The organism is uncultured Flavobacterium sp. (assembly GCF_963975515.1).
In the GTDB taxonomy this organism is placed as follows: domain Bacteria; phylum Bacteroidota; class Bacteroidia; order Flavobacteriales; family Flavobacteriaceae; genus Flavobacterium.
This window is the reverse complement of the sequence record NZ_CAXBGY010000003.1, coordinates 287,302-309,178: the sequence shown is the minus strand read 5'-3', so window position 1 is coordinate 309,178 and position 21,877 is coordinate 287,302. Positions and strand designations below refer to the sequence as shown.

Sequence of the window (21,877 nt, the reverse complement as noted above, 5' to 3'; positions counted from 1 at the left end):
ATAAAATCTCCAAAATTAATTTGTCCAATCCATAACTTTGTTATAACTTTAGGTATCTAATGCAACCTTATGATTGAAATTGATATTGAAGTAGAAAACAAAGCCATTGCGAAAGAATACAAAGAGCTTTTACGCATTAGTTATCAAACCCTTACAGCCGAAGACAAGAAACTAATTCGAAAAGCATTCGATGTAGCTGTAGATGCCCATAAAGACCAAAGACGAAAATCTGGAGAAGCTTATATCTTCCATCCCATTGCTGTTGCAAAAATTGTTGCCTCAGAAATTGGATTGGGAGCAACTTCTATTGCTGCTGCTCTTATGCATGATGTTGTTGAAGATACAGACATCACTGTTAAGGACATTGAAAAAATGTTTAATCCTAAAATCGCACAATTAGTCGAAGGGTTAACCAAAATTGCTCAAGTAAAAACAGAACAAAGTGCTTCTATGCAAGCTGAAAATTTTCGTAAAATGTTACTTACACTAAACGAAGATGTTCGTGTAATCTTAATAAAAATTGCTGATAGATTGCACAATATGCAAACTATGGATAGCATGGTCGATTACAAACAAGCCAAAATTGCTTCCGAAACACTATATATTTATGCACCTCTTGCCCATCGTTTAGGCTTATATAACATTAAAACACAATTAGAAGATTTAGGATTAAAATATACTGAACCAGAAGTTTTCAATGAAATTGTCAGTAAAATTAAGGAAACAAAAGAAGAGCAAGATGAGTATATTAAATCAATTTCTGATGTTTTGAGCGAATCTATGCATAAAGAAGGTATTGAGTTTTCTTTAAAAGGAAGACCAAAATCCATTTATTCGATTCGTAGAAAAATGAAAACGCAAGGTGTCACCTTTGATGAAGTCTATGATAAATTTGCATTACGAATTATATATAAATCCAACCCTCAAGAAGAAAAATTTCTAGCATGGAAAATATATTCAATAGTTACGGATCATTATCGCCCAAGTCCAAGCCGTTTACGTGATTGGATTTCTTCTCCAAAATCAAGTGGATATGAAGCACTTCACATTACAGTAATGGGACCAAAAGGCCGCTGGGTAGAAATTCAAGTTCGTAGTGAACGTATGGATGAAATTGCAGAAAAAGGTTATGCTGCACACCATAAATACAAAGGTGTTGGTAGTGAAGAACATGGTTTAGAAATCTGGTTAAATCAATTAAAAGAAGCTATTGAAAATCATTCATCAAAAAATGCTGTAGATTTTGTAGAAGAATTTAAGTTAAACTTATATGCAAAAGAAATCTATATTTTTACTCCAAAAGGGGATATAAAATCATTACCAAAAGGAGCAACTTCCTTGGATTTTGCTTTTAGTATTCACTCCGAAATTGGCTGTAAAACAAGAGGAACAAGAGTTAACGGAAAATTAGTTCCTTTAAATCATGTCTTAAGTAGTGGTGATCAAGTTGAAATTATAACTTCTGAAAATCAAAAACCTTCTTCACAATGGATTGACTATGTTACAACTTCGAGAGCAAAAAATAAAATCAGGAATGTTTTAAACGAAAGTACAAAACGAATTGCCGAAGACGGAAAAGAAATTTTAACTCGAAAATTGCGTCATTTAAAAATAACGTTAAATGAAGCTACGATAAATGAACTAGTCAACTATTTCAAATTGCAAACTAGTTTAGATTTATTTTATAAAATAGGTACAGGTTCTATAGAAAATCAGAAACTAAAAGATTTTGCAGCTCAAAAAAGCAATACATTAGTTAATTTTTTCAAAAAAACAATTACTCGAACACCAAGTGTTAAACCAGAAAAAATTAAAGAAAACGAGCTTAACAAAAAATACGATATGCTCGTTTTTGGGACTGAACAAGACAAATTAGAATATAAACTTTCTAGTTGTTGCAATCCAATTCCTGGCGATGCCGTTTTTGGATTTGTTACTATTAATGAAGGAATAAAAGTGCATAAAAAAGATTGTCCAAATGCCATAAGTATGCAATCAAATTATGCGTATAGAATTATGCAAGCTAAATGGATCGATTCTAGTCAAGAAGAATTTAGAGCAATGCTTAACATAACAGGAATGGACACAATGGGATTAACCAATGAGTTAACAAAAGTGATTTCCAATCAAATGCATGTAAACATTCAAAATATTGCATTGAGTAGTGAGGCAGGAATTTTTAATGGAAAAATAACTGTAGTTGTTGCTAACAATACAATTCTAAAAAAATTAATTGAGAACATCAAAAAGGTAGATGGAATTGAAAAGATTACAAGAATTTACAAAAATTAAACGTGATTGTTAATAAATTTGGAAAACGTATTTCACACAGAAAACAAAATCAAAAAAATAAAAGTATCTTTGCCATTATCTGATGGTTAACCCTATGGAAAACAACACAAATCAAGAAGTAGTAAAAAACGTATTCACTAAGTATTTAGAAGACAAAGCACATCGCAAAACTCCTGAACGCTTTGCTATACTTCAAGAAATTTACGAATCTAAAGAACACTTTGATATTGAATCACTTTATATCAAAATGAAAAATAAAAACTATCGTGTAAGTAGAGCAACACTTTATAACACAATAGAATTATTATTAGAATGTGGATTGGTTAGACGTCATCAATTTGGACAAAATCAAGCCCATTATGAAAAATCATATTTCGACAAACAACACGACCATATCATTATGACAGATTCTGGTGAAGTTATCGAATTTTGTGATCCGAGAATTCAACAAATTAAAGAAACCATGGAAGAAATTTTTGGAATTAATATCCAAACTCATTCATTGTATTTTTACGCAACAAAAAAAGAAAACTAACTACATACACAAACAACTTACAACAAACATTACAAAGATGACCGTAGATTTATTACTAGGATTACAATGGGGTGACGAAGGAAAAGGAAAAATCGTTGATGTACTTACTTCAAAATATGATATTATTGCTCGTTTTCAAGGTGGACCAAATGCTGGTCATACTTTAGAATTTGACGGAATAAAACATGTTTTAAGAACTATTCCTTCTGGAATTTTTCATAAAAACGCAAAAAACATAATAGGAAACGGTGTTGTAATTGACCCAGTAGTTTTTCATAAAGAAATTGAAGGTCTAGCTAAATTCAATTTAGATATTACTTCAAAATTATTAATTTCAAGAAAAGCACACCTTATTTTACCAACACATAGATTACTTGATGCAGCTTCTGAAGCTTCAAAAGGTAAAGCTAAAATTGGTTCTACTCTAAAAGGAATTGGACCAACTTACATGGACAAAACAGGTAGAAACGGAATTCGCGTCGGTGATATTGAATTAGAAGACTTCAAATTGCGTTATAGAGCTTTAGCTGACAAACATGAATCAATGATTGCTTTCTATGATGTCGATTTACAATACAACCTTCAAGAAATGGAAGATGAATTTTTCGCATCTATTGAAGAACTAAAAAAATTGACTTTTATTGATTCGGAAGAATATTTAAACAAATCATTAAAAGAAGGAAAAACAATTCTAGCAGAAGGAGCTCAAGGCTCGTTATTAGATGTTGATTTTGGAACTTATCCATTCGTTACATCTTCTAATACAACTGCTGCAGGTGCTTGTACTGGTTTAGGAATTGCTCCAAACAGAGTAAAACAAGTATTCGGAATCTTCAAAGCTTACACAACTCGTGTAGGAAGTGGACCATTTCCAACAGAATTATTCGACGAAGTTGGAACTGCAATGGCTAAAATCGGAAACGAATTTGGTTCTGTAACAGGAAGAGCAAGAAGATGTGGTTGGTTAGATTTAGTTGCTCTTAAATACGCTGTTCAAGTAAATGGTGTAACCGAATTATACATGATGAAAGGTGATGTATTATCAGGTTTTGATACTTTAAAAGTGTGTACAGCTTATACATATAAAGGAAAAGAAATTAGTCATTTACCTTACAACATCGAACCAGAAAACGTAGAACCAGTTTATACTGAAATAAAAGGTTGGCAAGCAGATTTAACAAAAATGACAACTTATGATGAATTACCTAAAGAATTAAAAGAATACATCGAATTCATTGAAAAAGAGGTTGAAGTGCCTATAAAAGTTATTTCGGTTGGACCAGATAGAAAACAAACGATTACAAAATAATTAATTTATTTTTTTTACACAGATTTCACAAATTTTCACAAATTAATCTGTGAAAATTTGTGAAATCTTTGTCGTTTTAGAAAAGTTTTAGTGTCTTAAATAAACATTTTAATTATAAAACTTTCTTAATTGAAATTAGCTTTTGTACTTTTTAATTAAATTTGACGCAAAATAAATAGCATTGAAAAATTACATATACATATTTTTACTTTTTATTCTGACAAGTAATCCGCTTTTTGCACAGAATGAGACTAATAATTCAGGTAAAATTATTATTGAGTATTCTGACTTTATTGATAAAAATCAAAACGAAATTCCTGGAGCAATTGTCTTTACAGGGAATGTTCGTGTACTTCACAATGGAGTGAAAATAAGCTGTAATAAAGCCTATCATTTTACAGCAGAAAATTATGTAAAAGCATTTGGAAATGTACAATTAGTGCAAGGTGACACTATTTTTATGAACAGTCGTTATGCAGAATATAATGGTGATAAAGAATTTGCATATGCCACAGGTGACGTAAATATGCGTTCTCCTGATTCAAATTTAGTTACAGATACTGTTTATTTTGACAGAAAATCCCAAGAAGCTTTTTACAATAGTTACGGTACAATTACTAATAAAGACAATGTCTTAAAAAGCAAATCAGGAAAATATCATTTGAATGAGAAAAAATACTCCTTTAAAACTGCTGTAACAGTTGTAAACCCAAGAAGCACAATCAAGACAAATCATTTGGATTATTACGATAATTCGGGACACGCTTATGTTTATGGACCATCAACGATAACAAGTAAAACCGATTATATCTATACAGAAAATGGTTTTTATGACACTACAAACGACATTGGAAAATTAAAGAAAAACTCTCATATTCTCTACAACAGCAGACGAATTGAAGGTGATGATATTTTCTATGATAGAAAGAAAAACTTTTCTAAATTAGTTAATAATGTAAAAATTACGGATACAGTCAATAATCTAGTTGCCAAAGGACACTATGCTGAAGTTTATAGAAATACGTTAACCAAAAACGACTCAATGTTTATTACTAAAAAAGCATTGATTATTACCAAAACCGAAAACGATTCTATGTACATGCATGGAAAACGAATTTTAGTAACTGGTCCACCAGAAAATCGAATTATTAGAGCTTATAACAATGTAAGATTCTTTAATTTAGACATGAGTGGTAAATGTGATTCTCTTCATTCAAGTAATAAAAATGCTTTAACTAAAATGATTGGAAAACCAATTTTATGGAGCAACAAAAGCCAAATGACTGGTGATATTATGCACATTATTGGCAATAACGAATCAGAAAAAGTGGATTCTTTAAAAGTATTAAATAATGCTTTTTTGATTCAAAAAGATACTTTAAGCGAAAATGGCTACAATCAAGTAAAAGGACAAAATTTGTATGGGAAATTTAGAGAAAATAAACTTTATGAAGTAGATATCGTTAAAAATTGTGAAGCTATATCTTATTTATATAATGAAGAAGACGAATTAGTTGGCATCAATAAAAGCGTTTGTAGCAGAATAAATTTAGAATTAGTAGAGAATAAAATCGAGACTATAACATTTTTTAATAAAACTGACGGTTATATATATCCAGAAGAAGAATTTCCATTAAACGCCAGGAAGCTAAGAGGTTTTCTCTGGCGTGGTGATGAAGAAATAAAATCAAAAGATGATATTTTTCCACAAGAAGAACTCGATTTAGATGAAAAAATTCAATCAGAAACTAAAGCTAAAGAATTAATTGAAGAAGTTCCAATGGATGTTCTAAAAGAAACTCTTGATTACGATAAAAACAAGCCAAAAAAGAAAAAATAAATCAGTTATGAGTTAATATGTAAAACTCATAACTCATAATTCATAACTATAAAATGTTATCTGATTTCCTAAAATACCAAGCACAAACAACTCCTCACCCATTAGCAATGGAAATTTCTTATGCTAAAGGTTCTTATATTTATGACACAAAAGGAAACAAATTTCTTGATTTTGTAGCTGGAGTTTCAGCAAACACACTTGGACATCAAAACAAACGCGTTAATGATGCTGTAAAAAATCAATTGGATAAATATTCACACGTTATGGTTTATGGTGAATATGCACAATCACCAGCTGTTGAATTGTGTAAATTATTAGCCAAAAACTTACCTTATCCATTAACGAAAACCTATTTAGTAAATTCTGGAACAGAAGCTATTGAAGGTGCTTTAAAATTAGCCCGAAGAGTTACTGGAAGAAGTCAATTAATCTCATGTCATAACGCTTATCATGGAAACACTATGGGAAGCATGAGTGTCATGGGCTTTGAAGAACGCAAACAAATATTCAGACCTTTAATTCCTGATGTAGATTTCATTACATTTAACAATGAAGCTGATTTAGAAAAGATTACCACAAAAACTGCTGGTATACTACTTGAAACTATTCAAGGTGGTGCTGGATTTATTCAACCTCATAACGATTTTCTTAAAAAAGTACGTCAACGATGTGATGAAGTTGGAGCAATCATGATTTTAGACGAAATCCAACCAGGTTTTGGTCGTACAGGAAAATTATTCGGATTCCAAAACTATGATGTCATACCAGATGTAGTTGTTATGGGAAAAGGAATGGGAAGTGGAATGCCTGTTGGTGCTTTCACAGCTTCAGAAAAAATGATGGATTTATTAAGCCATAATCCAAAATTAGGACATATTACAACTTTTGGTGGTCATCCTGTTATTGCCGCAGCTTGTTTAGCTACTTTACAAGAATTAACCGAAACCAATTTAATGCAACAAGCCTTAGAAAAAGAACAGTTAATTCGAAAATTATTGGTTCATCCTTTGATTACCGAAATTCGTGGAAAAGGGTTAATGTTGGCTGCCATGACAAAAAGTCCTGAAATAACAGACAAAGTCATACTTCGCTGTCAAGACAAAGGTTTAATTTTATTTTGGTTATTGTTCGAAGGTTGTGCTATACGTATCACTCCACCACTTACAATTTCAAACGAAGAAATTGAAGAAGGTTGTGGCATTATTCTTGAAGTTCTTAAAGAAATTGACGCTGAATAAAAGAGAACTATTGGAAAACCAAAAAACGGAAAACCTTTATTACCTAACTTTTAGCGATTTAACTATTGAAATTGTTAATTAAATTGTTTAAAACAATAAAAGCTAAAAATTAGATTAGCCTTTAATTTAGTTAATTTTAGATAGGATAAATTTTCAAAACCAAAAGCTATGAATTTGAGTCACGAAGAAGAAAACAACCAAGGCTTATCCTTATCCAAATTTGAATCAATGCTTAAAACTAACAAAGTTTTATTTTTTGATTCCGAAGAGTTTGAAGAAATCATTCTTCATTACATGGATACAGGAAGGTTAAACCTTGCCAAAAAAGCACTAAAACTTGCCTTAGAGCAACATCCGAAATCTACTGGATTAAAGTTAGTTCAAGTAGAAATATTAATTTTTGATGATAAAATTGAATTAGCAGATAGATTACTGAATGATTTATATGCTATTGAACCTACAAACGAAGAAATTTATATTCAAAAAGCGAATATTTTTTCTAAAAAAGATGAGCACGAAAAAGCTATTGAATCTTTAAAAACTGCTCTAAAATATACTGATGATTTTGCAGATGTATATTCTATGATTGGAATGGAATATCTTTTTATGGATAATTTAGAATTAGCCAAAGAAAATTTCATCAAATGTTTAAATGAAGATACTGAAGATTATTCATCGCTTTATAATGTAGTTTATTGTTTTGATTTCTTAGATCAAAACCAAGAAGCTGTTTTATATTTAGATCAATTTATAAACAAAAATCCATATAGCGAAGTAGCTTGGCATCAATTAGGACGCCAATATTACGCATTAAAAGACTTCGAAAAAGCAGTTTGGGCTTTTGAATACGCAACATTAATTGATGATTCCTTTTTAGGTGCTTATTTAGAAAAAGCAAAAGCTCTAGAAAAATTAAAAAAATACCAAGAAGCTATTGATTGTTACAAAATCACTATGGAATTAGATGATGTAACTTCATTTGTACTCTTACGTGTTGCCAAATGTTATGAAAAATTAGGCAACAACAAAGAAGCTTTAAAATTTTATTCAAAAACGGTACACGAAGATCCATTATTAGATAAAGCTTGGATTGCTATCACAGACTTCTACATTAGACAATTTGACTATAAGAAAGCATTGTATTATGTAAATAAAGCAATCGGAATTGAAGGTGATAATAAGTTGTACTGGAAACGTTTTGCGTCAATAAATAGAGCTTTAAAATCTTATGAAGAAGCTGAATATGGTTACAGAAGAGCCTTTGAATTAGGTGATACTGATTTAGACACTTATATCTATTGGGCAGATTCATTACAATATGTTGGTGACTATCAAATTGCTATTGAAGCACTTTTACAAGGAGTAGAAAAACACCCAGATCATTATGAAATAGAATATCGTTTAGCTGGTTTATATTATATTCTAAATCAGACTAAAAAAGGAAAATTTCATTTAGTAAATGCATTACAAAGTAATTATAAAAATCACAGTATTTTAGAAAATCATTTTCCTGCAATTTGGAATAAAAAATCAATTCAAAATCAAATCATTAAATTTAGAAATTAGTTTATACCTTTGATTTTAGCTTTTTTCAATTATTTCATACAATGAGAAAATTATTTCCCGATTACTTAATCATTTCACTAAAAGGAATTGCTATGGGTGCAGCAGATGTTGTTCCTGGTGTTTCTGGTGGTACAATTGCATTTATTTCTGGTATTTATCAAGAATTGATTGATAGTATAAACGGAATTAATCTTTCACTTTTAAAAACACTAAAAAAAGAAGGTTTAAAAGCAGCTTGGAAACAAGCCAATGCTTCCTTTTTGCTTTCTCTACTTATCGGAATTGCTATAAGTGTTTTAACTTTTTCTAAGATAATAACCCATTTACTAGCTTCTAAACCTATTATGGTTTGGTCCTTTTTCTTCGGATTAATTATTGCTAGTATTTTACTCATTTGGAAACAAATAACCAAATGGGAAATAGTTTCAATTATTGCTTTAATCGTTGGAGTTGTTTTGACATATTACATTACAATTGCAAGACCAGTAAGTAGTCCAGATAGTTATCCTTATCTTTTCCTTTCCGGATTTATTGCTATAATTGCCATGATTTTACCCGGAATCTCTGGAGCTTTCATTTTGTTATTAATGGGTTCATATGAAACCGTAATTGGAACCATTAATCAATTTAGAGAAGGTTTAACTCAGATGAATATGGAATTACTATCAACTGCAATGATGAAACTTGGAGTCTTTGCTATTGGTGCAATCATCGGTCTAAAGTCTTTTTCAAAAATTCTACATTGGATGTTTGAACGCCATAAAAACACTACTTTAGCTTTGTTAATTGGATTTATGATTGGCTCTTTAAACAAAGTATGGCCTTGGAAAGAAGTTCTAGAAACACGCATAAACAGTCACGGAGAAACAGTTCCTTTTTTAGAAAAAAGTATTTTGCCACAAGATTTTAATGGTGATGCACAAGTTTTAACTTCAATACTTTTAGCTATTTTTGGATTTCTTGTAATTTATGGAATGGAAAAAATCGCTGCTCGATTAGGGAAAAATTAATGATTTAAAGATGAAAAAGAAAGTAAAAAAACAAAAAAAGTATGGTTTAATCGGCAAAGACATAAGCTATTCTTTTTCTAAAAAACACTTTACTGAAAAATTTGCAGCCTATCATTTTGATAACTGTGAATATTTGAATTTTGACTTATCTTCTATTAAAGAATTTCCTGAAATTTTCGCTAAAAACAAAGGATTAAAAGGCTTAAATGTAACTATTCCCTACAAAGAAGAAATTATTCCATATTTAGATTCTTTATCCAAAAATGCTAAAAAAATCGGATCAGTTAACACGATAGTTATCAACAAACAAAAAGAATTAATTGGCTACAATACCGATTTTTATGGCTTTAAAAAAGCACTAAAACCTTTATTAGAATCACATCATACAAAAGCATTAATTTTAGGAACTGGTGGAGCAAGCAAAGGAATTGCATATGCGCTAAAAAAACTAAATATTGAATATGATTTTGTTTCAAGAAATCCAGACGAATTTCAAATCGCTTATGACGAAATTAATGCCTCTTTATTTGAAGAATATTCTATAATTATAAATACAACTCCAGTTGGAACATTTCCAAATATTGAAGATTGCCCAAAACTTGATTACAGCTTATTTACAAAAAAACACATCGCTTTTGATTTGGTATACAATCCAGAAGAATCAATGTTTTTAAAAAAAGCAAAAGAACAGGGAGCTATAACAAAAAACGGATATGAAATGTTGGTTTTTCAAGCTGAAAAATCATGGAAAATTTGGAATAAAAAATAATTTTATCGCTATTTTAAAATTAAAAAATAACGCCTAAATATCTAGTGGTAAATCTTTAATCTTCAATCTTTAGCTTTTTCTTTTGAAATTTCCTTGTGAGTTAGTATCTTCGAAGCATAATAGTAACTTATACATGAATCATGTTAGAAGAAAAGAATGATAACCTGCAAAACGCAGATGGAGAAAACAAGCAAGAATTATCACATGAAACTACTGAAATTCAACCTGTTGTTGAAGAAATTCTTGAAGTAAAAGATAAAGCTGAACCTATTGCAGAAGAAGTAACCGAAGAAGTAACCAAAGAAGTTGTTGCTGAAAACACTACTTCAAATGCTGCAATGGACGAAATTGATAATTCAAATGCAGAAGAAAGCGAAGATGACACCATAAAAGACAGACATGAAATTCCAGTATTGGATTACGATTCAATGTCAATGGAAGCTCTTACTGAAGAATTAGAAAAATTAGTTTCTAATGAAAAAGTAATGGCTATAAAAGACCATGTTGAAGAAATTAGAAAAGCATTTATGTCTCATTTTCATGATTTATTGGAAGAGAAACGTGAACAATATAGTGAGCAAAACGAGGGAAATACGGAAGGTTTTGAATATCACTCTACAATAAAAAATAAATTTGATGATATTTTTGACGATTATCGTGCAAAAAAATCAAAACATTATAACCAATTACAAAGTAATCTTAAAAACAACTTTGAGGTTAGAAATACAATCATTGATGATTTAAAAAATCTTATTGAATCTACTGACGACTCTATTGGTGATATGTTCAAAAAAATGAACGAAATTAGAGAACGCTGGAACAATGCTGGTTCTATCCCTAGAGATAAATATAATATCCTTTGGAATAACTATCATTTTCATGTGGAGCGTTTTTATGATTTAATTCATTTAGACAAGGAAGCTCGTGACCAAGATTTTAAAAATAATTTAGAACAAAAACAACAATTAATTGTTCGTGCTAAAGATTTATTAGCTGAACCAGATGTAATGAAAGCTTTTAGAGAATTGCAACAATTACATAGAGTTTGGAAAGAAGAAGTTGGTCCAGTTGACAGAGAACATAGAGAAATTGTTTGGAATGAATTTAGTGAGATTACTAAACAAATGCATGACAAACGTGAAGCATTAAATGCTAACGCTCATGTACGTGAATTGGAACATTTTGAAGCTAAACAAAAAATCATTGAAAGCATTAATGCTTTGTCTACTGAAGCAATTAGCGGTCACAAAGGTTGGCAAAACCAAATGAAAAAAATGGAAGCTTTACGCGAAACTTTTTTCAAAGCCGGAAAAGTTCCTTCAGAATTAAATGAAGAAACTTGGGCAAAATTTAAAACGGCTGTTCGTGAATTCAATAAAAACAAAAATGCTTTTTACAAAGAGATTAAGCATGACCAACAAGATAATTTGAATAAAAAATTGGCTTTAGTTGAAAAAGCAAAATCACTAAAAGATAGTGAAGACTTTAAAGTAACTACTCCAATAATGAAGCAAATTCAGGATGAATGGAAGAAAATTGGTCATGTACCAAGAAAGCATTCTGATTCTGTATGGAAAGACTTTAAATCGGCTTGTAATGCTTATTTTGATAGATTACACAAAGTTCAAAACGAAGAAAATAAAGAAGAAATTGAATCTTATGAAAATAAGAAAAACTTTTTAGATGAAATTAAATCGTTTGAATTAGTTGGTGAACATAAAAAAGATTTAGATGCTATAAAAGCAAATATTGAAAAATGGAAATCTTTTGGAAGAGTTCCTTTCAACAAAAGACATATTGAAGGAAAATTCAATAAAATTTTAGATGCACTTTTTGAAAAATTAAGTTTATCTAAAAAAGATACAGAATTAATGAAGTTTGATAATCGTTTAGAGCATTTAGCCGAAAATGATGACAACAGAGCATTAGAAAAAGAATCTTACTTTCTTCGCAAAAGAATTGACGAAGTCCAAAGTGAAATTTTACAATTAGAGAATAACATTCAATTTATTACTTCAAGCTCAAAAAAAGGAGAAAATCCATTTATTAAAGAGGTTCACAAAAACATCGATAAGCATAAAGAAGATTTAAAAATCTGGAAAGAAAAACTTTCAAGGTTAAATCAATTATAAAATTAAAATCCCGATTCGTCGGGATTTTTTTTTATATCTTAAAACTATATTCTCGTTCCACCAAACAAATTCGGGTTGTGTAGGATTTGTACCAATCACTCCTACCCTTTTCTTGAGCTACAAGATGTTCCATGTTTTGTTTCCATTTTTTGATAGCTTCCAAATCTTTCCAATATGAAACAGTGATTCCAATCTCATTTCTAGCTGATTCAACTCCAATAAAACCCTCTTGTTGTTTAGCTAATTCTTCCATTCTTTGAGCCATTTCAACATAACCTTCTTCAATTTCTGTTCGTTCTGATGTGAATATTACTGCGTAGTACATTTTTTTTATTTATTAAATTGTTGAGTTATTGAACTGAAAATATTTGGCTAAATTCCTTTATATGCAAAACTCATAACCGTTGACTGAAGTCAACGGCAATTGTAAAAATGAGATTAGCTAAATATAATTTTAATATAAATATTGATTATTAAATTCTGCAAACTGAGCTCTGAAAATTACAATCGCTTAGCTTCTTCCCAAAAAACATCCATTTCAACCAAAGACATATCTGATAAATCTTTGCCTAATTCAACCGCTTTACTCTCTAAATACATAAATCGTTTCATGAATTTTTTATTAGTACGTTCTAAAGCGTCTTCTGGGTTTATTTTTAAGAAACGAGCATAATTAATCATTGAGAACAAAACATCACCAAACTCGGCTTCCATCTTGTCTTTATTACCTGATTTGACTTCAACTTGAAGTTCATTTAACTCTTCCTGTACTTTATCCCAAACTTGATGACTTTCTTCCCAATCAAATCCAACACCTTTAACTTTATCTTGAATGCGACTTGCCTTTACCAAAGCTGGTAAACTCTTAGGAACACCTTCTAAAACCGATTTTCGTCCTTCTTTTAGTTTTAGTTTCTCCCAATTGCGTTTGACTTCTTCTTCATCTTCAACAACTACATCACCATAAATATGTGGATGTCTATCAATTAATTTATCACAAATTGAATTCGCTACATCAGCAATATCAAAATCATTAGTTTCACTTCCTATTTTTGCATAAAAAACAATGTGCAACAACAAATCACCCAACTCTTTTTTAATTTCTGGCAAATCATTATCTAAAATTGCATCACCTAATTCATAAGTTTCTTCAATGGTTAAATGACGTAGACTTTCTAAAGTTTGCTTTTTATCCCACGGACATTTTTCTCGCAACTCATCCATAATATCTAACAAACGATTAAAAGCTACTAATTGATTTTCTCTGTTGTTCATATTTATAATTGCTATTGAATTTGATTTTTGAGATTGTAATTGAATAAATGTAAAATTATGGAAATATTTTTAGAAGTGAATTAAATATGGAGTTTAAAAATAGTAAGGCTTTTTAATAATTTGTTTTATATATTTGAGGAATTACATAAAACAAAAAATCATGAACCCAATAATCAAAAATATTTTAGCAGTCGTTCTTGGTTGGTTTGCAGGAAGCATAATCAACATGGGACTTATTCAAGCAGGAAATACAATTTTTCCAATCGAAGGAATTGACCCAAACGACATGGAGGCTTTAGCAGCTGTTATGCCAACTTTACCAAATGAACATTTTATTTTTCCGCTTTTAGCCCATGCATTAGGAACTTTAGCTGGTGCAACAATAGCTTATTATTTTGCTGCAACTCATAAAATGAAGTTTGCAATTGCAATTGGTAGTTTGTTTCTTCTTGGCGGAATTGCGGTTAATTATATGCTTCCTGGTCCAACATGGTTTGCGGTTGCAGATATTGCTTTAGCCTATATTCCTATGGCTTTGATTGGTGCAAAATTAGCTCAGTCTTTTTCAAAAAAATAAATATTAAATATACTTTTCAATATAAAACAAAAAAGTCCAAACCTAGGTTTGGACTTTTTTTTATATAATTAAAAAGAGCTTACTCTGAAGCTTCTTCTGGTTTTTCTTGTGCTGTTAATGCTTCAATAGAAATCATTCCTTTTGATTGTAATAAGTTGTACCAATTCATTACTTTTTTAATGTCTGAAGTATAAACTCTATCTTCATCAAATTCTGGTAAAATTTCTCTAAAATATGTTTTTAAATTTTCATCTGTTTCTTTGTGAGAAATAGCTGGACCTTCATTTTCTTTTGTTGCAATTGCTTTAAAAATTTCGGCTAAACGAACTTCTTCGTTATATGTATAAACAGCAATTTCAGATAACAAACTTACGTTTGCTCTTAAACCAACAGTAATTTTTTTTCCATCTAATAATGATTCAGCTACAAATCCTGTACGTGTTTGTAATTTTAAATCATATAATCCTGGCTTTCCAGAAATAGCTAATATTTTTTGTAAACTCATTTTAATGTAATTATTGGGTGGCAAATATATATTTTAAAGTTGAAAATGCAAAGTTGAAAGTATAAAGTTTAACTTTTTTTACTGAACAGTGAATTATCTTCCTTTTTTACTGAAAAATTTCATTCTATAATCCGGAAATGCTTTGCCTTCCATGATATTTTTTAACTTTTTTGCAATCAACTTTTTCTTTAATGAAGAAACGTGATCTGTAAATAATATTCCTTCAATATGATCATATTCATGTTGAATCACTCGAGCAATTAATCCGTTATAAACTTCGGTTTTCTTGTTGAAATCTTCATCATAATATTCAATCGTAATTGTATCATGACGAGAAACATCTTCACGAACATCTGGAATACTTAAGCAACCTTCGTTAAAAGTCCACATTGCTCCTTCTTCTTTAAGGATTTTTGCATTGATGAATGTTTGCTTAAATACTTTTAATTCTGCTGCTTCCTCTTTAGAAACATCATCACTATCTGCAAAGGGTGAAGTATCAACAATAAAAATACGAATTGGCACTCCTACTTGTGGTGCTGCTAATCCAACGCCGAAAGCGTTATTCATAGTTTCGTACATATTGGCAATCACTTCCTTTAAATTTGGATAATCATTAGCAATTTCTTCGCAATGTTTTCTTAAAACAGCTTCGCCATAACCATATATTGGTAAAATCATTCTTTTAATTATTTAAGTAATAAAACTTATTTGGTGCAAAAATAGTATTTTGATTTCAGTATAAAAAGTTTAATTGTTGAACTTTTATCTAAAAAGTCATCATCCAAAAATCTGACTTCTTAATTCTACTTCTTATTCATATAATCTTGTAGCATAATTGTTGCTGCAATTTCGTCTATCAAAGCTTTGTTTTTTCGTTGATTTTTCTTTAAACCACTGTCAATCATCGTTTGAAATGCCATTTTTGAAGTAAAACGCTCATCTATTCTGTCTAAAGGCATTTCTGGAAATGCAATTTTAAATGTCTTTATAAATTTTTCAATGACAGCTGCACTTTCAGAAGGAGTTCCATCCATTTGTTTTGGTTCACCAACAATCACTTTTTCGACTTTTTCTTTAGAAAAATATTCTTTTAAAAAAGTAATTAATGTTTCTGAAGGAACTGTTGTCAAACCAGAAGCAATAATTTGCATTTCGTCTGTTATAGCAATTCCAGTTCGTTTCATTCCGTAATCTATAGATAGAATTCTTGGCATTATTTTTTTATTTAATTATATGAAATTCAGCTAAAGGTGCCATTCTTGCTTTGTTTAAGGTTAAGATTTTACCATCATAACTATAATTGTCTGTAACTTCTAAAACTTTAGCTAATTCGCTTTCTGTTTCCATGTCTGCACAAGCCATTTGTGTAGAAAAAACCTTTGAAAATTTAATTCGCATAGTATTTTCATCTAACTTATAATCGCCACCCATTCTATTACATCCTGCAAAAGCACTTATTCTTCCATTTGGTGAAAATGTGATTCCTTTTACTTCTTCTTCGCTAGAATTTTCAATAGATTTACCATTTAGTTTTACCAATTTCCATTTTGAATTCTTTAGCTCTAATTTAGGATTTTTAACTTTAGTTTCAGTACCTGAATTAGTTTCTTCTTTAACTTCTGATTTTAATTCTTTCTTTAGTTCATAATAAGGAGCCAAAGAGCCCTTCACCCTATTCCCATCTGAATCTAAATGAATTAAAACATTTTCTCCAACAAAATAAAGGTTTGAAGGATCTACACCAACTAATGTAATGGTATTACCTTCTTTATTCCACTGAATACTACCAGATTCTTTATAAACTTCTTTTGATTTTCCTTTATAAACAGCTTCTTTTATAAAACTATCATCTGTTAAAATTATTTTTGTTTCAATTGCCTCACAATCAGCACAAGGTAAACTTCCTAAATAAGTTCCTTGATAATCCAAACTACTCATCGCATTGTGCATATCAATAGGAATTTCAACCGCAGTTGAATCAACTACTATTTCTTCTTTATTCATTGTTGCTTCTTTTTTACAAGAAGTCAAACTTAAACCCATCATCAAAGTAACTACTAAAAACTTTTTCATAATTCTTATTATTTTGTAAAATTAATCAATTATTAACCAAACAAAAACAATTCCAAATTTATATTAAATCTTATATTTGTGAAAATTTTATAAAATGCAAAACTTACAATCAATTATAGAAAAAGCTTGGGAAAACCGTGCTTTATTACAAGAAACTGAAACTACTGCTGCTATTAGAGAAGTTATTGACTTATTAGATAACGGAAAATTACGTGTAGCTGAACCAACAGATAACGGTTGGCAAGTAAACGAATGGGTTAAAAAAGCAGTTGTTATGTATTTTCCTATTCAGAAAATGGAAACTTGGGAATCTGGTATTTTTGAGTATCATGATAAAATGGAATTGAAACGCAATTATGCCGAAAAAGGTATTCGCGTTGTGCCACCAGCTGTTGCTCGTTATGGTGCTTATATTTCTAAAGGTGTTATTTTAATGCCAAGTTATGTAAATATAGGTGCATATGTAGATGAAGGAACAATGGTTGATACTTGGGCTACAGTAGGAAGTTGTGCTCAAATTGGTAAAAACGTACATCTTTCTGGTGGTGTTGGAATTGGTGGTGTTTTAGAACCCTTACAAGCAGCTCCAGTTATTATTGAAGATGGTGCTTTTATTGGTTCAAGATGTATTGTGGTTGAAGGTGTTCGAGTGGAAAAAGAAGCTGTTTTAGGAGCAAATGTGGTTTTAACTGGTTCTACAAAAATTATTGACGTAACTGGTGATGAACCAATTGAATATAAAGGAGTTGTTCCTGCACGTTGTGTAGTGATTCCTGGAAGTTATACTAAGAAATTTGCTGCTGGTGATTATCAAGTGCCTTGTGCTTTAATCATTGGAAAACGTAAACCTTCTACTGATTTAAAAACTTCATTGAATGATGCTTTACGTGAATATGATGTAGCTGTTTAAAATAAATTCCAAAATTTGAAATTCCAAATTCCAATTTAATCGATGAGAAATTACTTCCAAAGTATAAAATTATTTTTTAAGCGTTTTTTACTGATTGTTATCATTTATCAATTGTGTAGATTATTGTTTTTGTATTTCAATAAAAATGCTTTTAACGGCTTATCCTTAAAAACGTTTTTAGGAGGTTTACATTTTGATTTATCAGCTATAGCTTATATCAATATTGTATTTGCAATTCTGCATTTTATTCCAGGGAAATTTAAATATAAATCAGGTTATCAAAAAGGACTAAAAATTGGCTTTTTTGCAGTGAACTTACTTTTCATCTTAACGAATTTCGTTGATTTTGAGTATTACAAATTCACTGGAAGAAGAAGTTCCTTTGGAATGATTACTGCAACCGGAATGGAACATGAAATTGGTGGATTAATCTTCTCCTTTTTAACTGAATTTTGGTTTTTGCCAATAATTGCTTTTGTTTTAGCAGTTGCTTTTTGGAAAGTAATTCCGAATATTAAGCTTGTGTTTTCTGAGGAAAAAACTAACTATTTGGTTGTTAAACAAATTGGTCTTTTCATATTCTTACTAGGATTTGTCTTTTTATTAGGTCGTGGTGGATTTCAAAAAAAGCCTTTAAAAGTTGTTGATGCTGTTAATTACGGGTCAATTAGTCATTCGGCTTTAGTTTTAAATACTCCTTTTTGCATCTTAAAAACTATTGGTAAAAAAGAAACTCTTGAATCTCCAAAATATTATGAAGAAGCTGAATTGAATTCTATTTTCAACCCAGTAGTTTTGACTAATCCAACAGAAAGTGCTACAAAACAAAACGTTGTTGTTATTATTCTGGAAAGTTTTGGAAGAGAAAATATCCAACGTGGTCAAACTCCTTTTTTAGATTCACTAATTACAAAATCACTGTTTTTTGAAAACGGTTTTGCTAATGGAAAATTATCTATTGATGCTGTTCCTTCAACGCTTTCTAGTATTCCTAGTTTGATGAGTTCATCTTTGATTACGTCTAGTTATTCTATTAATGAAATTTATGGTTTGCCCAAAATTTTAAAAGACAACGGTTACAATACTGCATTTTTTCATGGTGCTTTTAACGGAAGTCAAAACTTTGATCAATATTGCAAAGTAGCTGGATTTGACGCTTATTATGGTAAAAACGAATATAATGGTCCTGAAGCTTTTGATGGTAAATGGGGAATCTTTGATGAAGAGTTTTTTCAGTTTTATTGCAATAAAATGTCGAGTTTTAAACAACCATTTTTTACTTCAATCTTTAGTATTTCATCTCATAATCCTTATAAAATTCCCGAAAAACATAAAGGAAAATTTCCAAAAGGAACTACAAAAATTCATGAAAGCATTGCGTATTCTGATTATGCTTTAAAACAATTTTTTGCTACTGCACAAAAACAAGATTGGTTTAAAAATACCATTTTTGTTATTACTGCTGATCATACTTCATCTGAACCAACAGAAGATAAATACAAAACTAATGTTGGAAAATTTAGAGTGCCTATTTTATTTTATAACCCAGGAAATCCAACTTTTGAAGGTGTAAATTATAAAAACATTCAACAAATTGATATTATGCCTTCTTTAATTGATTTATTACAAATTAAAACTAATATGGTTTCATTTGGTAAATCATATCAATCTGACAAGGATTTTGTGGTGTATTATTTAGACAATATTTACCATTACATTCAAGGTGATTATTACATGGCTTTTGATGGCAAAAAAGCATTGGCTTTATATAATTTCAAGAAAGATGAATTGATGAAAACCAATTTAATTTCGACTGAAAAAGAAAAAACGGCAACAATGGAACGTTTTATAAAAGCTTATGTACAATCGTTTAACGAACGAATTATCAAAAATCAATTAACGGTTCAATAATTTTTCTTGACGTTGTAATTTTAGCAATTTCGCATATTTCATGTGTGAAAAGAATCCTTGAATCAAGGCAATTGTAATTCCATCTATTCCGTTAAAAACTCCTTTTTTCAAGAAATAACATCTAATAAATGCTGTTAATCCATTGATTACTGGTTTTGCTGCTCCTACTCTTTTTCCTTGATCAAAGAGTTGTTGTGCATGCCAAGTTGAATATTGATTTTTCTTAGCTATAATTTGTTCTAATGAATCCCAACCATAATGTAAAATATGAACTGAAACTCTCTTTTCATTAGTTGTTACAATAGATTGATGTACTTTAGCTTCTGATGGTTTTGCTGTTACTTTGTTAAAAAAACGAACTTTATGATCTGGATACCAACCTGAAAAATCGATTAATTCATCACCTAAAAAATTCTTTACTCTAAAAGAAAAAGCATCATAGTTTCCTATTAAATATTGTTCTTCAACAATGAATTTTTCAGCATCTTTATCTAAAAATTCATCAGCATCTAAGTTTAAAATCCAATCATTTTTACAATAAGGTAGACCATGCGTTCGTTGTGGTCCATCACCTAAATAAGCTTGAGAAATTACTTTTGCCCCTTTAGATTCAGCTATTTCAACTGTTCTGTCTTTACTTAATGAATCAACAATAATGACTTCATCACAAACTTTGAATAAAGCATCAATACATTTTCCAATGTTTTTTTCTTCATTAAATGTAATAACTAAACCGCTGATTGCCATAATTTGAATTTTATACTTGCAAAAATACAGTTTTTATTTAAAGTTTTTATGTTTGATATTACTTATGTACATTAGCACTTTAAATTATAAAAATGAAAATTTTAATCATTCAACAAAAACGAATTGGTGATGTTTTAACCAGTTCAATATTAGCCAATAGCCTTAAAGATCATTACCCAAATGCAACAATTGATTATATGTGCTATGCCAATTGCGTGGATGTTTTAAAAGAAAACAAAGCGATTTCGAACATAATTGTTTTAGAACAAAAGGTTCGAAAAAACTATTTATCGTTATTTAAATTCATTTTTAAAATTAGAAGTCAAAAATATGATGTCGTAATTGATGCTTACAGTAAATTAGAAACCAATTTAATTACTCTTTTTTCTGGTGCAAAATATAAAATATCTTATGACAAAGGGTATTCAAAAGTATTTTATAATCACAATATCAAGCGTTTACCAAATGGCACAAAAAGCAACTATGGTTTAGCTATTGAAAACAGATTGGCTTTGTTAAAACCTTTAATCAAAGAAGAAATAATAGATTTTAAGCCAAAAATATTCCTTTCTAATTCAGAAATTGAATCAGCAAAAAAGACAATTTTAGAAGCCAATATTCCACAAAACCAACCTTTATTTATGATTGGTATTTTAGGAAGTGAATGGTACAAAACCTATCCATTGCAACACATGGCTGAATTGTTAGATTATACGGTAGAAAAAACGAATGCTTCTTTACTTTTCAATTATATTCCAAATCAAAAAGAAGATGCTTTAAAACTTTATAACTTGTGTAACAAAAAAACACAACAAGTTATTTTCTTTGATATTTATGGAAAAAGTCTACGTGAATTTTTAGGCTTATTATCTCAATGCAATGCTTTGATTGGTAATGAAGGTGGTTCTGTAAATATGGCAAAAGCATTATTTGTACCAACGTTTTCATTATTTTCTCCAAGTGTTGATAAAGAAACTTGGCAGATTTTTGAAGATGAAAAGAACATTTCTATTCATTTAAAAGATTTGAAACCAGAAATTTATGCAGAACACGATGAAAAACACATAAAAGAACATACTTTTAAATACTTTGAAGAATATCCTATTGACTTGATTAAGAAAAAATTAGATGCGTTTTTCGAGAGAATTATTTAGTTTGTTTTTTACACAAATTTCAAGAATTAGC

The 21,877-nt window shown here is 29.8% G+C and carries 20 protein-coding genes; 13 read left to right on the top strand and 7 right to left on the bottom strand.

The annotated features are described in order from the left end of the window. The first annotated feature begins 69 nt into the window (after positions 1-69). From AAC008_RS06140 to AAC008_RS06100, 9 genes are all read left to right on the top strand, one after another. On the top strand, positions 70-2,292 hold the full coding sequence (locus tag AAC008_RS06140) for a RelA/SpoT family protein (RefSeq protein WP_339888082.1): 2,223 nt from the start codon (positions 70-72) through the stop codon (positions 2,290-2,292). Between the two features lie 94 nt (positions 2,293-2,386). Beyond that, the gene (locus AAC008_RS06135) at positions 2,387-2,827 is read left to right on the top strand and encodes a transcriptional repressor (RefSeq protein ID WP_339888081.1); all 441 of its coding nucleotides are present in this window, start codon (positions 2,387-2,389) and stop codon (positions 2,825-2,827) included. Positions 2,828-2,864: 37 nt separating this feature from the next. Next, positions 2,865-4,136, top strand: a complete 1,272-nt coding sequence (locus AAC008_RS06130; RefSeq protein WP_339888080.1) for an adenylosuccinate synthase — start codon at positions 2,865-2,867, stop codon at positions 4,134-4,136. Positions 4,137-4,317: 181 nt separating this feature from the next. Continuing rightward, positions 4,318-5,976, top strand: coding sequence for an OstA-like protein (locus AAC008_RS06125; RefSeq protein WP_339888078.1), 1,659 nt, complete (start codon positions 4,318-4,320; stop codon positions 5,974-5,976). Positions 5,977-6,029: 53 nt separating this feature from the next. Then, the gene (locus AAC008_RS06120; protein WP_339888076.1) at positions 6,030-7,214 is read left to right on the top strand and encodes an aspartate aminotransferase family protein; all 1,185 of its coding nucleotides are present in this window, start codon (positions 6,030-6,032) and stop codon (positions 7,212-7,214) included. 168 nt (positions 7,215-7,382) lie between these two features. Next, positions 7,383-8,780, top strand: coding sequence for a tetratricopeptide repeat protein (locus AAC008_RS06115; RefSeq protein WP_339888075.1), 1,398 nt, complete (start codon positions 7,383-7,385; stop codon positions 8,778-8,780). A gap of 41 nt (positions 8,781-8,821) precedes the next feature. Further along, the gene (locus tag AAC008_RS06110) at positions 8,822-9,790 is read left to right on the top strand and encodes a DUF368 domain-containing protein (RefSeq protein ID WP_339888074.1); all 969 of its coding nucleotides are present in this window, start codon (positions 8,822-8,824) and stop codon (positions 9,788-9,790) included. A 10-nt stretch (positions 9,791-9,800) separates the two neighbouring features. Further along, positions 9,801-10,559 carry a shikimate dehydrogenase gene (locus tag AAC008_RS06105; RefSeq protein WP_339888072.1) on the top strand — a complete coding sequence of 253 codons (759 nt, stop codon included), beginning with the start codon at positions 9,801-9,803 and terminating at the stop codon, positions 10,557-10,559. Positions 10,560-10,699: 140 nt separating this feature from the next. Further along, positions 10,700-12,691 carry a DUF349 domain-containing protein gene (locus tag AAC008_RS06100; RefSeq protein ID WP_339888071.1) on the top strand — a complete coding sequence of 664 codons (1,992 nt, stop codon included), beginning with the start codon at positions 10,700-10,702 and terminating at the stop codon, positions 12,689-12,691. Positions 12,692-12,722: 31 nt separating this feature from the next. Here AAC008_RS06100 and AAC008_RS06095 read toward each other — a convergent pair whose 3' ends face one another. Next, a complete protein-coding gene (locus tag AAC008_RS06095; protein ID WP_339888069.1) occupies positions 12,723-13,016 on the bottom strand; it encodes an antibiotic biosynthesis monooxygenase in 294 nt (97 codons plus the stop codon). A gap of 176 nt (positions 13,017-13,192) precedes the next feature. Further along, a complete protein-coding gene (gene mazG, locus AAC008_RS06090; RefSeq protein ID WP_339888068.1) occupies positions 13,193-13,966 on the bottom strand; it encodes a nucleoside triphosphate pyrophosphohydrolase in 774 nt (257 codons plus the stop codon). A 160-nt stretch (positions 13,967-14,126) separates the two neighbouring features. Between mazG and AAC008_RS06085 the strand changes: the two genes are divergently transcribed. Next, entirely contained in the window at positions 14,127-14,543 is a 417-nt protein-coding gene (locus AAC008_RS06085) for a hypothetical protein (protein ID WP_339888066.1), read from the top strand. Between the two features lie 79 nt (positions 14,544-14,622). Here AAC008_RS06085 and AAC008_RS06080 read toward each other — a convergent pair whose 3' ends face one another. From AAC008_RS06080 to AAC008_RS06065, 4 genes are all read right to left on the bottom strand, one after another. Beyond that, positions 14,623-15,048, bottom strand: coding sequence for a DUF5606 domain-containing protein (locus tag AAC008_RS06080; RefSeq protein ID WP_339888065.1), 426 nt, complete (start codon positions 15,046-15,048; stop codon positions 14,623-14,625). Positions 15,049-15,141: 93 nt separating this feature from the next. Further along, positions 15,142-15,729: a peptide deformylase gene (def, locus tag AAC008_RS06075; protein WP_339888064.1), complete on the bottom strand. Its 588-nt coding sequence runs from the start codon at positions 15,727-15,729 to the stop codon at positions 15,142-15,144. Positions 15,730-15,854: 125 nt separating this feature from the next. Further along, the gene (gene ruvX / locus AAC008_RS06070; RefSeq protein ID WP_339888063.1) at positions 15,855-16,265 is read right to left on the bottom strand and encodes a Holliday junction resolvase RuvX; all 411 of its coding nucleotides are present in this window, start codon (positions 16,263-16,265) and stop codon (positions 15,855-15,857) included. A gap of 7 nt (positions 16,266-16,272) precedes the next feature. After that, a complete protein-coding gene (locus tag AAC008_RS06065; protein ID WP_339888061.1) occupies positions 16,273-17,124 on the bottom strand; it encodes an META domain-containing protein in 852 nt (283 codons plus the stop codon). Between the two features lie 94 nt (positions 17,125-17,218). Between AAC008_RS06065 and AAC008_RS06060 the strand changes: the two genes are divergently transcribed. After that, positions 17,219-18,034 carry a 2,3,4,5-tetrahydropyridine-2,6-dicarboxylate N-succinyltransferase gene (locus AAC008_RS06060; RefSeq protein ID WP_339888060.1) on the top strand — a complete coding sequence of 272 codons (816 nt, stop codon included), beginning with the start codon at positions 17,219-17,221 and terminating at the stop codon, positions 18,032-18,034. A gap of 42 nt (positions 18,035-18,076) precedes the next feature. Beyond that, positions 18,077-19,945, top strand: coding sequence for a sulfatase-like hydrolase/transferase (locus AAC008_RS06055; protein WP_339888058.1), 1,869 nt, complete (start codon positions 18,077-18,079; stop codon positions 19,943-19,945). Here the strand turns inward: AAC008_RS06055 and AAC008_RS06050 are convergent. Beyond that, positions 19,931-20,692, bottom strand: a complete 762-nt coding sequence (locus AAC008_RS06050; RefSeq protein WP_339888057.1) for a glycosyltransferase family 2 protein — start codon at positions 20,690-20,692, stop codon at positions 19,931-19,933. The genes AAC008_RS06055 and AAC008_RS06050 overlap by 15 nt on opposite strands. A gap of 92 nt (positions 20,693-20,784) precedes the next feature. Between AAC008_RS06050 and AAC008_RS06045 the strand changes: the two genes are divergently transcribed. Further along, a complete protein-coding gene (locus tag AAC008_RS06045) occupies positions 20,785-21,846 on the top strand; it encodes a glycosyltransferase family 9 protein (RefSeq protein WP_339888056.1) in 1,062 nt (353 codons plus the stop codon). The last annotated feature ends 31 nt before the right edge of the window (positions 21,847-21,877 follow it).

Coding starts and splice junctions, on each gene's coding strand:
- mazG (WP_339888068.1), bottom strand. CDS start 13,966: ATGAACAACAGAGAAAATCAATTAGTAGCTTTTAATCGTTTGTTAGAT.
- AAC008_RS06080 (WP_339888065.1), bottom strand. CDS start 15,048: ATGAGTTTACAAAAAATATTAGCTATTTCTGGAAAGCCAGGATTATAT.
- AAC008_RS06115 (WP_339888075.1), top strand. CDS start 7,383: ATGAATTTGAGTCACGAAGAAGAAAACAACCAAGGCTTATCCTTATCC.
- AAC008_RS06135 (WP_339888081.1), top strand. CDS start 2,387: ATGGAAAACAACACAAATCAAGAAGTAGTAAAAAACGTATTCACTAAG.
- AAC008_RS06120 (WP_339888076.1), top strand. CDS start 6,030: ATGTTATCTGATTTCCTAAAATACCAAGCACAAACAACTCCTCACCCA.
- AAC008_RS06095 (WP_339888069.1), bottom strand. CDS start 13,016: ATGTACTACGCAGTAATATTCACATCAGAACGAACAGAAATTGAAGAA.
- AAC008_RS06060 (WP_339888060.1), top strand. CDS start 17,219: ATGCAAAACTTACAATCAATTATAGAAAAAGCTTGGGAAAACCGTGCT.
- AAC008_RS06055 (WP_339888058.1), top strand. CDS start 18,077: ATGAGAAATTACTTCCAAAGTATAAAATTATTTTTTAAGCGTTTTTTA.
- AAC008_RS06085 (WP_339888066.1), top strand. CDS start 14,127: ATGAACCCAATAATCAAAAATATTTTAGCAGTCGTTCTTGGTTGGTTT.
- def (WP_339888064.1), bottom strand. CDS start 15,729: ATGATTTTACCAATATATGGTTATGGCGAAGCTGTTTTAAGAAAACAT.
- AAC008_RS06130 (WP_339888080.1), top strand. CDS start 2,865: ATGACCGTAGATTTATTACTAGGATTACAATGGGGTGACGAAGGAAAA.
- ruvX (WP_339888063.1), bottom strand. CDS start 16,265: ATGCCAAGAATTCTATCTATAGATTACGGAATGAAACGAACTGGAATT.
- AAC008_RS06140 (WP_339888082.1), top strand. CDS start 70: ATGATTGAAATTGATATTGAAGTAGAAAACAAAGCCATTGCGAAAGAA.
- AAC008_RS06110 (WP_339888074.1), top strand. CDS start 8,822: ATGAGAAAATTATTTCCCGATTACTTAATCATTTCACTAAAAGGAATT.
- AAC008_RS06065 (WP_339888061.1), bottom strand. CDS start 17,124: ATGAAAAAGTTTTTAGTAGTTACTTTGATGATGGGTTTAAGTTTGACT.
- AAC008_RS06045 (WP_339888056.1), top strand. CDS start 20,785: ATGAAAATTTTAATCATTCAACAAAAACGAATTGGTGATGTTTTAACC.
- AAC008_RS06105 (WP_339888072.1), top strand. CDS start 9,801: ATGAAAAAGAAAGTAAAAAAACAAAAAAAGTATGGTTTAATCGGCAAA.
- AAC008_RS06100 (WP_339888071.1), top strand. CDS start 10,700: ATGTTAGAAGAAAAGAATGATAACCTGCAAAACGCAGATGGAGAAAAC.
- AAC008_RS06050 (WP_339888057.1), bottom strand. CDS start 20,692: ATGGCAATCAGCGGTTTAGTTATTACATTTAATGAAGAAAAAAACATT.